Genomic DNA, 12,215 nt, shown 5'->3' with positions numbered 1-12,215 from the left:
ATCACGGAATACCTAACTGAAAAGAAATGATGTGGCCACGAGGATTAGTCCTATGAAGACAATAACGAAGCCCTGAGCAGTCGACGCATTTATCCAATACTCCTCCGAGCGGTGCCGTCGGGAGGAACTTCGTTGCGTCCAAAAATCTGAAGCATAACGGCCCATCGCTTTCCTGATCAGTAGCACAAAAGCGCCTCCTCCTACCATCGCGAGCCCAAAAACGAGCATTCCGGTTTCATTCACCTTGATCTCCGTCTTCAAGGTTCACCAAGTGTATTGACCCATTAGCGAGCATCCACCCTCCGCTCCTGCCGAGACGCCGCCGCTGAGACTGCTTATTCCACCGTCACCAAGACCAACTTCGCCGAAAGCGCCAATCGGCCCCACTGCGCCCGAGCAGCCCGCGATCACGCTCATCCCCGGCGTGATTTCCCCTATCGTGCCCCCTATCCGCAAGCTCGCGCCCCCTTTGGGCCCCACCCCTGCGCCAAGGACCCCATGAAAAGCTCCATCTTGATCGACAATTACGCCGCCAGTGCCACAGATAAGCAGACAGCCGCTAAGCGCTATTGAGCCACCACCAGGCGAAGGCGGGCACGCTGCATCGCCACACGTCACAGTCGCATAAGTGCCAGCGTGTTGGAACGGTTTCGGTTTTACATTCGGCCGCCAAGGCGTGCGCCAAGTTTTTTGAAGTGTCGTTACCCCGGTGGGCTCAAGGATTCTCTTCACCGGCTTGTTAGCCTTCCATAGAACAGCGGCAGATTTACCAGTGCTCCTAGAGACACGATCGACGGAGTCGGCTGTATACATCCCGCTCAAGTCCAAACTGTTGATCGGGTCAGCAGGGTAGTCATAAGCATTCGTCACCCCGCCCTCGACAGGATCAACTTCGAGGAATCTGCCGAGCCCGGCAACATACTGTCTGGCACCCATCTCGATTGTGGCGATCGAACCCTGATGCTCATATAACTTCCGGGCCGCACCCACGAAGGCGTAATCCGCATCACCCGGCGACGTGTCGGTGACCGCGTCATCCGCGACGTCCGTGCCAATGTCGCCGGTGACTGGGTCGATGGGTTGCCCGAACGGATCAAACGCAGCACGCGCACCAACCCGGATACCGAGATGGTCGGTGAGGATGATCGAGTTCCCATGCAGGTTCGGGTACGACCAGCGCGCATCTGCACCCACTGTCAGAGACACGCTCACGCCTCCCGGCAATGACAGAGTTTCCTCGATGAGCGCGCTGGCACCGTTGAGCACTCCAAACATCCCACCAGCGCCGAAGGTGTAACGAATAATCTCCGCCGCCTCACCTGGTGCGGTGGAGCTGCGTTGCACTATCCGCCCTGTAACGTCTCGGAGGTATTCGATGACGGTGCCGTCATCCAACACCGTCTTCATGTGCCGGTCAGCGGCGTCATAGAACAGTTGCTGATCCGCCAACCGGGTCGTATTGCCGTGCGCGTCATAGGTGAGGGTTGTCGCGCCTAGGTTCGTCGAGAGCAAGGTGTTTGCCCCGGCGGGAGCACCCGCCACAGCCGTCGACAACAACCGATCAGACCCGTCATAACAGTAATCAGAGGTGATCGGGGTGCCGGCATCCTTCACATCAGAGAACGACGTACGGTTACCGTTACGACCGGCAAGATCACCCGTGCCAGTGCCACACGTGGTGTCACCGAAACCATACGAGAGGACATGCCTCGGGATGACCGCCTCGGTCAAACGCCCGGCAGTATCGAAGGTGTAGGTCGAGGTTTCCGTTCGCGGATCCGCCACCCACGAATCAGACAGAGTGTTCTGCATGATCCAACCCGACTGCGACCGCACCACAGAATCCGACACCACCGTGGCATCCGGAAAACTCCAACTGAAACCCGTACCCGCACCAGCCCCATTACGCGTGATACCGCCCAGGCTGCTGCCGTTGGCATACGCGACCGACTCCAGAAGCTGCGTTGCAGTGGCATACGACGGCGTCGCAATGGCGACATCGTTGTGTTTGACCACCGTCACCTTGCCGTCAACGTCATACTCGAAGGGCTGCTTGCCGGTCACACCGCCAGCAGTGACCGTGGCAACCGAAGTCACGCGCCCCGTCTTCGTCTCGTATTCAGGGGTCGCTACCGTGCCCCACACATCCATGTAGGTCACAGCGCGGCCGAGAAGGTCACTGGTCGCGGTGATGATGCCAGCCGAATCTGTCGTCGTCACAACCAGGCGTCCGGCATCAAATCCGTAGGTTGTCGTGGTCGTGCGAGATGGCGAAGAGCCGAACGCAGACAGCACACTCGAAGTTGCCCTACCGCGATCATCGAAGTAGTGGCAGCTCCAACTCGTATCGCCAGAGCCCCTTGTACGCGTGAGGGGGCGATATCTGGACTCGAATCGCCGCGACAGTCACCGCATGTCTTGGATCCGGTCGCGTGCGATCGACCACGCCGCGAATCCGATAGATCCGAACATGCAAGGGGCGATGGTCCACCATTGAAAATCGGCTACACCAAGAACAGCCGCAAGTAACACGAGAGAGCCAATCAAGCTAATTGCCACGCTCAAGCCTGCCACGCACGCTACTAGCCAGGCGCGATGAAGACGGTGAGTATGCAACAAAGCTCTGACACTGAATCCGACCGAAACAGCAACCAAACTCACCAAAACGCCGACCGGGATCGCAAAGAGCAGCCCGTACTTAAAGTTTATTGCGAGCATGGCATCTGATGATGTGCCTCTGAGAACAAGAATCACGGCGTAAAGCGCTGCAACTACTATCCCGGCGGCAATCGCAACGATGACGACCGTAGCCGGAGGCACGATCTTGCGATTCTCCATCATTTGATTAGCCCAGACAGGTTGTTGGCTTGTAATTCCCAGTTGTCATGCGCGAATCCAAAGTTAACGCCCCTCGCTACCCAGAAATCAGCCCCTAGCGCACCAGCCTCTTGTTGCAAGAATACAGTGCCATTCTCCTTGAACGTGCTGAAAGTGATCTTCGAGCCAGGTGCATCAAAATAACCGTTCGAAGTGACCGTAAATGTAACGCTCGTAGCGTCGCTGGTCACCCAAACACTCCCAGTTCCACTTCTAGGTGCTGCATTAACGAGGGTGAACCGTCCCGGTTTTCATGCCGCTGTTTTGTTAGCGGCTCCACCGGTTGATGGGACGTTGATTTCATCGTAGTAGGCGGCCTCGTATTCCTCGGGCGGAACGTTTCGGAGTGAGCTGTGCAGCCGCTCGTTGTTGTACCAATCAACCCAGCCGAAGGTGAGTTCCTCGACGTCTGTGAGTGTCTTCAGCGAGCCCGATCTGAACGGTGACCCGTTCTGCACGGCTTCGTTCTTGTAGAGCCCCATGACTGTCTCTGCGGCGGCATTGTCATAGGCGTCGCCGACGGACCCGATCGATGCCGTTAGGCCTTCCAACGTGACAGTTTCACTGAAGCGAATTGAGGTGTATTGAGATCCGGCGTCGGAATGATGAATCATTCCCGCTGGCACCGGCCTCTCGGTGTGGTCGCGCCGCCAGAGCGCCATGCGCAGACAGCCCTCGACGAACGCAGTGTCCTTGATCTTCGAAATGTCCCAGCCGACGATCGCCCGCGAATAGAGATCAATAGCGAAGGCAACATAGATGAACCCGGACCACGTCGGCACGTAGGTGAAATCTGTGACCCAGGCATGGTTTGGCCGCGGCGCGCTGAAGTTCCGATTCAGTAGGTCCGGGGCTCGGCGGCCGTCTTTGTTGGGGATTGTGGTGCGGGTGCGCCGTCCGCGCACGAGCCCGTTCATGCCCTCTTGGCGCATGAGCTGGTCGACGGTGTGTTTGCTAAGCCCGTCGAATCCCTCCCGCCTCATCCACGCGGTCATCTTGCGCCTCCCGTAGAGCACCTCGGGTTTCTGGCGGCCCTTCTGGTCTCGCATGTGAAGCCCACGCAACACGTGAACAACGGTGGCATCATCGATCGTGCGCGCCGCGGGCGGGCGTTTCCTCCACGCCCGATACGACCGCGGAGCGACCTGCACGCCCTGCTCGCGCAGAACAGTGCAGATCGACTCGATTCCGTGGCCGTCAGCCCTCATCTCGTTGATGAATTGGCAGATTAGTGGTGGCGAGGGTCGAGCTCCCTCGCGAAGAAAATTGACGCCGCGCGAAGAATCTCGTTCGCTTCCTTCAGATCCTTGACTTCACGCTTAAGAGTCTTGATCTCTTCGAGCTCAACGCTCGGCCGACCAGTCTTATCGCCGGCATCGATCTGGGCCTGAATGACCCACTTCCGTAGTGTCTCCACGCCGACGTTCAGCTTTGGCGCCAGGGCCATCGCGAGAGCGTTGATGGACGGGTAATCGTTGACGCGATCAAGCGCCATCCGGACTGCACGCTCGCGAACCTCCGCGGGGTATTTCTTAGGCATACTCGAATCCTTTCACTAGAAAGAAAACGGCACGAAACCCGGGACGGTTCAGGGCACGGGGTACTCGGGGGTTTTCCGGGGTTTTCGGGGGTTTTCGGGGTTTTCGGCCCCGAGGCTGCACGGGCGTTGCGCGCTGGCCTTCGGGGATTAGCTCTCTGCTGCGGTAACGAATTTAGAGCAGCCTTTATCTCGCGCACGACCACGACCACGCGGCACCAAAGCCGTCGACTTCGGTCTATGCCAGCGCACTAATCAAATAGCACTTCTGCTCTTTCGAACGCAATTGCGTTGTCCAGCCTGCCAAGGAAACGTTGCCTAGCTCTAGAACCAAACCACAAGCTATCAAAGCCCCGAGGGGTGAGCTCTGCTAGCCCGAATGAAACCGTCCCCTGCCAGGAAACGAGAAAGGACTGCAGCTCTAACTCTGCGTCAGGAATCTCGCCCCAAGCATCCCGAATGAGACAAACAACGAGAAATCGGCACCGACGCTCGGTGAGCGGAAATCTGTCCAGTGGGATATCTAGCAAGCTGATCCCTACCTCGCGATTATCCTTTTCAAAGCTGAAAGCAATCGCTTTCTCAGCGGGAGTCAGCTCTATTCCTTCCTCTAGTCGCAGGAGAGCAATTCGGACTGCATCGGCAACTGTGAATAGTCCTATTCTGTAGCCGAAACTGAGCACTTCTTCATTGAAAATTCGGGCAGGAAGGAACTGCAGAACGTCAATTCCCCGTGACCCAAGAGGCTCAACAACGTCACGCAGGTTACTGAACCACTGCTCGTCACGCATATCTATACGAACTTTCTAAAGGCAGAGTGGACGAGCCTGTTTGAGCGCACTACCCAGTTCTGTATTCCAGCATTTCCGTTTACCGTTGCTCGGACTGAAACGCTCAAACCTAGGCTTCCTGGCCGTGGGGAGAGTCTAATCGCGCCCTGCGTAGTAATTCTGTTTTGAACGAATGTGCCAACCGAATGAAACGCGTCTCTTTTCAATCCGCTACCGACCGGAACTGCACGCGAAACTATAATACGGGCCGCTGTTCGAGCTGCTACTACAGAACCACCGACGCCGACTGCTCCAAGACCAGCGTCTAAAGCTAGGTTTCCGACATTGAACCTTTCGGAGAACCCATCGCGAGCCAAATATGCAGCCGACCCCGCGGCTACGCCTATAGCAATTGCGCCTACCACGCCACATACCACGGACGCTACGCAAGCCACCGCGCCCGCAACGCCTGCAATTATCGCCCCGACCTCAAGGACACCACGCAACGTGATCTCGAACTGACCTGACAAGTCGAGCCTATTGATCGGATCTGCCGGGTAGTCATACGCATTTGTCACCCCACCCTCGACAGGGTCAACCTCGAGGAACCTGCCAAGCCCGGCAACATACTGCCTGGCCCCCATCTCGATCGTCGCGATCGAACCCTGATGCTCATACAACTTCCGATGCGATCCCACGAACGCGTAATCAGCATCCCCCGGCGAGGTGTCCGTGACCGCGTCATCCGCAGTCTCCGTGCCAATGTCGCCGGTGACCGGATCGATGGGTTGACCGAACGGATCAAATGCAGCGCGTGCACCAACCCGGATACCGAGATGGTCGGTGAGGATGATCGAGTCACCATGCAGGTTCGGGTACGACCACTTCGCATCCGCACCCACCGGCAGAGACACACTCACTCCGCCCGGTAACGACAGAGTCTCCTCAATCAACGCACCGGCACCATCCAGCACCCCAAACATCCCACCAGCGGTAAACGTGTAACGAATAACCTCCGGCGCCTCACCAGATGTAGTTGAGCTGCGCTGCACAATCCGCCCCGTCGCATCCCGCACATATTCGATCACGGTGCCGTCATCCAACACCGTCTTCAGGTGCCGATCAGCACCGTCATAGAACAGCTGCTGATCAGCCAACCTCGTCGTATTCCCATGCGCGTCATACGTCAGACTCGCCGCACTCAGGTTCGTCGAGAGCAGGGTGTTTGCCCCAGCCGGAGCACCGGCAACCGCCGTCGACACCAACCGGTCGGAGACGTCGTAACAGTAATCAGTGGTGATCGGGGTGCCGGCATCCTTCACATCCGAGAACGAGGTGCGGTTACCGTTATGACCGGCGAGATCACTCGCACCAGCGCCACAGGCGGTGGTGTCACCAAAACCGTACGAGAGCACATGCCTCGGGATGACTGCCTCGGTCAAACGGCCCGCCGCATCGAAGGTGTAGGTCGAGGTTTCCGTACGCGGATCAGCCACCCACGAATCCAACAAAGTGTTCTGAATAATTCGGCCCGACTGCGACCGCACCACCGAATCAGACACCACCGTGGCATCCGGAAAACTCCAACTGAAACCAGTACCCGCACCAGCCCCATTACGCGTGATACCGCCCAGGCTGCTGCCGTTGGCATACGCGACCGACTCCAGAAGCTGCGTTGCAGTGGCATACGACGGCGTCGCAATGGCGACATCGTTGTGTTTGACCACCGTCACCTTGCCGTCAACGTCGTACTCGAAGGACTGCTTGCCGGCCACGCCACCAGCACCAGCCGTGACCGTGGTAACCGAAGTCACACGACCCGTCTTCGACTCATACGCTGGTGTTGTTACCGTTCCCCACACATCCGTGTAAGTCACAGTGCGCCCCAGAAGGTCACTGGCCGAGGTGATCGTGCCGACCGGATCTGTGCTCGTCACGACCATCGTGTCGCCGACAAACCCATACGTCATCGTTGTAGTACGCGAAGGCGACGAACCAAACGCAGACAACACACTCGAGGTTGCCCGACCGCGATCATCGAAGTAGTTGCAGCTCCAGCTCGTGTCGCCAGAACGCTTCGTACCCACCGTGCGACCCCACAGGTCGTAAACAAACTCCGTCACCACTGCACTGCCCACCGCCGGGGATGCACCCGTTGATGAGTTCATGAAACCGTGCTGCGGGGTGCTCAATGGAACACCACACACCTCAGCCGCGAAACCAGCTTCCGCCAACGTTTCGGTGTCGCCATAGTAGACAGAGGAGTTGCCCTCAGACGCGGCCGGAGCAGAAGCTCCTGCCGCCGCAACCGCACTAGGTAGGTGACGAGTCAAACGACGCAGATACCCGCTGGCGCCCGGAGCTTCGTAGCTTTCCTTTGTGGTCAATGCCAACCCATCCGGGTCGAGCGTCGTGCTCGTGGCCGCCCCCAACCACGGGTGCTCGTACTGCAGCGACGTCACGATGTCGGGAACCTGCGCATCAGACAGCCCACTCGATGCCGGTGCCGAATCATGAACCGTGGTTCGGTTCGCCAGCCCATAATCGGGCGAGAACGCAGAGCCAGGAACCGTTGCCCAGACTGCCGATCCCGGTACCTTCCACTGCAAATCCAACTCTGCTTCGCCGGTGCGATCCGCATACGCCAGACGGATGCTCTGAGTCTGGCCCGCCGTCACAGCTGGAATGTCGCGCTCGGCGGAGGTGTGCGAACCGCTGCCCGCCCAGTCGCCGATCACCAAAATGTCATCGATCCACAACTGCGTCGCGTCATCGGCGACAGTGCGGAAGTTGTAGACACCAGCATCCGGGAACGTGATCAACCCAGTAGCCCGAAGTGACCAGTTATCGGTGACCCCCATCCCTGCCGGTGCCGTTGCGCCCCAGTCCTTGACCAGTGCGCCGCCAGAACCCTCCAGCCCAAAGTTGAACGTCTTCGGGGCGCCCGACAAAATCGGATTCGAGTAGAACGCGACGTGCAAACCTTCAAGCAAGTCATCGAACGCAGTCTCGGTATGCGCGGGCTCAATCGCGCACGACGGCAGCGGCCGACGATCGGCACCGAAACAGCTCACAGGCGCTGGACCGTAGCTATCAGTGGCACGGTCTTCACCGTCGTAGATCGTCGTGGTCATCAGCCCCGTGGCGTCTGTCGCCGACAGAATCATGTCGTCGGTATTCCACACCTGTGATGCGGTGAGTCCCATCGCCGATGTCACCGTCAGCTGACGCCATGCCGAGTCGAACGTGACCGTCTTGGCGTGGGCACCCGGGGGCAGCGTGAGCCCGTCAACATCCACATAGGTTGAGTTGCCGTCGTACGTAAACGTCTTCTTGGGGCGCTCCGCAGTCGTGGTGCCATCGGGTGCTGGCAAGGTCACCGAAGTCGCCTTACCGTCAGCGTCGTAGACGATCTCGACCGTCGACTCGGCTGCCGGAGCAGTCGACGTCGCCGCGAGCCAGTCATTAGCCAGCGAATCACGGATGACCGACATGCGGCCCTCGGCGTCGTATCCGAAGCTCGACAGCTCGTTACCGGGATCAAGAATCGCGGCCACCTGCCCGTTGCTGTTGTAGAACAGTCGAGTGGTGTCATCCGAACCCTCAACATGGCCAGGGTAGATAATGCGACACAGCATGTTTGCCGGTGGTGCCGCATACCCAAGCGCCGCATCAAACGAGCATGCGTTGCCTGACAGATCAGTCGAGTCAGTTATTCCTAGCCCGACATCGCCAACAACATCACCCGCATAGGCGAAGCGCACCTCGCGAGAGAACGTGGGTGGGGATGTAGCAGGTAGTACCTCTGAGAGCGGGTCAGAGATCCGGTCAATCTGGCCAGTGCCCTCCCGGTAGTGCACGACAGGCGTCGCAGGCTTCTGCGAATCGGCAGGACTCGTGACCGACCCCACTTTGCCCTGAGCGGTGAACGCGTAGACCGTACCGTCATCTTCGGTGAGGGTGACAAGACCCTTGCCATCAACCGAGAGCACACCGTACTCACCCTTCGGCGTCGTGTATCCGCCAGCAGACTTCTTGGCATAAATATGCACAGAACCGGAGATGTCGGTCAGGGTCACCGATGACTCAGTGACGGTCGCCGAAGCGTACACGCCGGAGTTGCCATTCACTGGAGCGGAACCGTTCCACCCAAAGGGCAGCACCGGGATCTCAGTGGTGAACCAGTCCGGAGGCACCGGGATGGCAGCGGCACCATTGAACTTCACGAGCAACTGAACGCTCGCGTTCGACACCTTCTCGTAGTAGTCGAGCTGGAAGCGTGCTGGCACACCGGCGGTCAGCGAGACCGCCGAACTTGTCGTTGTGGCAAGTCCATCAGTCCAGGCACTCAGCACCTGAGCATCCGCAATCCGCAACTTCACCCCGTCATCACCAACGACAACGAACTCGTAGCTCCCTGTTCCTCCGGTGGGAGGCGTGATGTAGCCAGTCCAGCGTGCCAAGAAGTTGTCGTTAGGCACCGCGGGTGCGGGAGACTCGGCAGCCCAGTCAAACGACACAGCCGAATCAGTGCGTACGAGCACCGGTTGCTTGTCATCAAAATCGAAAACCGGGGTGGATGTCGGTGACGCCTTCGCGTTGAAGTAGCTACCGATGAGCCCCTTCTTGGAAGCGGGCGAACGAAGCGAGTTGTACGCGAACGACATCCCCATCGGCCCACCGACAGTCGAGACCATTGGCGAGGTGAAGCCCAAGCTCACGTTACCGTTGGCGAGGTTGACCGAGACGGGACCTGCAGCGTCGGTCGGAGCGGGACCCGCAGAACCGATGCGCTGATCGACCTTGAACGAGTTGACCCACCCGCCGTCGAGATCAATGTCAGTGCCGTCGCTCGTCAATGCAACCCACGTGTAGGTGCCGCCATCCTGCAGGGTTCCTGCCGGAACTGTCCACGACGGAGTGGGCGACCAGCCTGATGAGATGATCGCGCCCGACTTGCCATCAGTGCCCGTCGCAATGCGGAACTGGTACTCCACCGGTGCACCCTCAGCATCCACCACTGTGCTGGTGCTCAACGTTGGAGTCAGCGAAACCAGCACAGCGTCGTCAACCGGCGAAGCGGAGGCACGGTCAGGCGTCGGTGCGGGTGAATTTGTGGTGAATGACCGGGTCGACGAACCACGGATGGTGGAGGTGCCGAGGTGGCCGTTGTAGCCATCCTTAACGTACGCCTTCCAGTAGTACTTCGTTCCCGCATCCAACTGATCCTGCGGCGGAACTTGGTGCTCCGCCGTGGTCGACCACGGCGAGGTATAAATCGCGCTGGTATCCACGTTGCTTGTCGTGCCCACCTTGTACTGGTAGGCCAAACCGCTGCCCGTACCGGTGACCTTGAACGTCGGCATCACCGGAGCGCCAACCGCAGCGTTCGCGGGCGAAGGTGCCACGAAGGCAGAGACGGAGGGGTAATCCTTCCAGGCGATCGCCAGCGACGTATTCAACTGCTTGTAGGTGTAAGTCGCGCTCTCATCGCCCCGGATGTTCAAGGATGCCTGCAGCGATCCCGCATTCACCAGATTGGAATACAACTGGGCTAACGCGGTCGCAGACGTGCTACCAGAACCCGAGCTCAGCGAGAAAGTACCGAGTGTGGAGCCGGAGCAGCTATATCCCCAGCACTGGTTTTGAGAAACCCGCTGGGTGCGCGTACTCGTCGTACCGTAACCGTCATACGCGCCAGCGAACGTTGCCGCCAAAACCTGCTTACCCGCCAAGGATGTGTACACGTACTTCGCGCCTGTGCGCCACATCGTGTTGCCGGCACTCATGGAATTGCCGACCTGCACGGCATCAGTACGAATTGTCCCATCAGATTTGTACGCGTGAATGTACGAATCGCCCACGCTCATCGTCGGGTCCACCATGACCGGGTACTCCCGATCTGGCGATGTCAGCCACTCACGGTCAGCCGACAACTGCAGACGCCACTTGTCGCCTACACGCGTCAGCGTCGTATCAAGGTTAATCAGCGAGGGCTCGCGAACCTCTTCGATCCCTGACGAGTCCCAAGCAATGGGGGCCGGAATGTGGAACTTTGTGACCCCCGCCTTGTCGAGAAACACGACCTCCCGAAACTCATTCACCTCAAGCGTGAGGCCCGGAGCAGACACCAGCCACGCCCACGACGACTCACCCTTAGCCGGAACGTCCTTCAGCACCAGAGTCTCTTTCACAGAGCCAGCAGCAACGTCATAGCGAAGATCAACATCATCAAAAACATCTCGGTACTGCACGCTGTTGACATCGGCGACCCGACGATTAGCGATCGGACGATACAGGGGACTATCCGCGGAGCCTCCCAACGCGAACGACACATCATAGCCATCGCGCGAAACTTCCAGCAGCGAAGGATCATCCGCTTCAGTACCGAAGGTGGGCTTCAATGGGTGACCTTCAGCGCCCCAGCGCCCCTCATTCCAGCTTGTAACTTCAGTGGAAACCTCGGTCCAATTGCCGTCGCGCGTCCGTACGTTCAACGGAACTAGCGACAGCTCAGAAACGTTCGTGCCATCGTCAAGGCGATAGTTCGTAGCGAACTCACTCTGCGATGTGACACGTGCCGTCTCAGGGTCGAACTTACTCAAGTCAACCTCTGTGGGCTTCTGGGGCGATTCACTCCGTCCCTTGCCTACTGCCTCATTGAGTGGACCAGTTGACGCTTCGTCGAAACGGCCGGCGGGGAATGCTGAGGCATCAGGCTGCAGCTCAGGAGATTCGAGTGCGGGGAGCTGCCCGACAGACTCACCGAGATCAAGCGGTGCTGCGGCCAGGGACTCGACCGGCTGGATCAAGGTGGCGACGAGCACCAAAGACACAACCACCGCAAAAAAGAGGGGCAAGGACCAACGCGTGGAGATCAGCACAGCAACACCTTCGGATGGTGACACCCACCGGCCTCGGGGAGGAGGTGGCGGCGAGTCCACGCGAGTGGCTGCCAATCGAGAATTTATCGCCTATGCAGTTTGTTCCGCTGTCGGCATTAATGAGGACATCACAGGTTATTTCACCCC

The 12,215-nt window shown here is 58.8% G+C and carries 5 protein-coding genes; all 5 read right to left on the bottom strand.

Features of this window, described 5'->3' with window-relative positions:
- Window positions 1-264 precede the first annotated feature (264 nt).
- Complete coding sequence (locus ABD112_RS07305) at window positions 265-2,295, bottom strand: hypothetical protein (RefSeq protein ID WP_343924554.1); 2,031 nt, start codon at window positions 2,293-2,295, stop codon at window positions 265-267.
- Between the two features lie 111 nt (window positions 2,296-2,406).
- Window positions 2,407-2,841, bottom strand: coding sequence for a hypothetical protein (locus tag ABD112_RS07300; RefSeq protein ID WP_343924552.1), 435 nt, complete (start codon window positions 2,839-2,841; stop codon window positions 2,407-2,409).
- Between the two features lie 287 nt (window positions 2,842-3,128).
- Window positions 3,129-4,417 (bottom strand): IS3 family transposase gene (locus ABD112_RS07295; RefSeq protein ID WP_343924551.1). Its coding sequence is split into 2 segments (ribosomal slippage): window positions 3,129-4,144 and window positions 4,144-4,417, totalling 1,290 coding nucleotides; the frame shifts between segments, so codons are not numbered across the junction.
- A 248-nt stretch (window positions 4,418-4,665) separates the two neighbouring features.
- The gene (locus ABD112_RS07290; RefSeq protein ID WP_343924550.1) at window positions 4,666-5,205 is read right to left on the bottom strand and encodes a hypothetical protein; all 540 of its coding nucleotides are present in this window, start codon (window positions 5,203-5,205) and stop codon (window positions 4,666-4,668) included.
- 2 nt (window positions 5,206-5,207) lie between these two features.
- The gene (locus tag ABD112_RS07285) at window positions 5,208-12,092 is read right to left on the bottom strand and encodes a PA14 domain-containing protein (protein WP_343924549.1); all 6,885 of its coding nucleotides are present in this window, start codon (window positions 12,090-12,092) and stop codon (window positions 5,208-5,210) included.
- Window positions 12,093-12,215 lie beyond the last annotated feature (123 nt).

The sequence above is a fragment of the Rhodoglobus aureus genome, assembly GCF_039527955.1.
Taxonomy (GTDB): domain Bacteria; phylum Actinomycetota; class Actinomycetes; order Actinomycetales; family Microbacteriaceae; genus Rhodoglobus; species Rhodoglobus aureus.
Note: the sequence above shows the minus strand (reverse complement) of the source record. Positions and strands in the feature narration are given on the sequence as shown.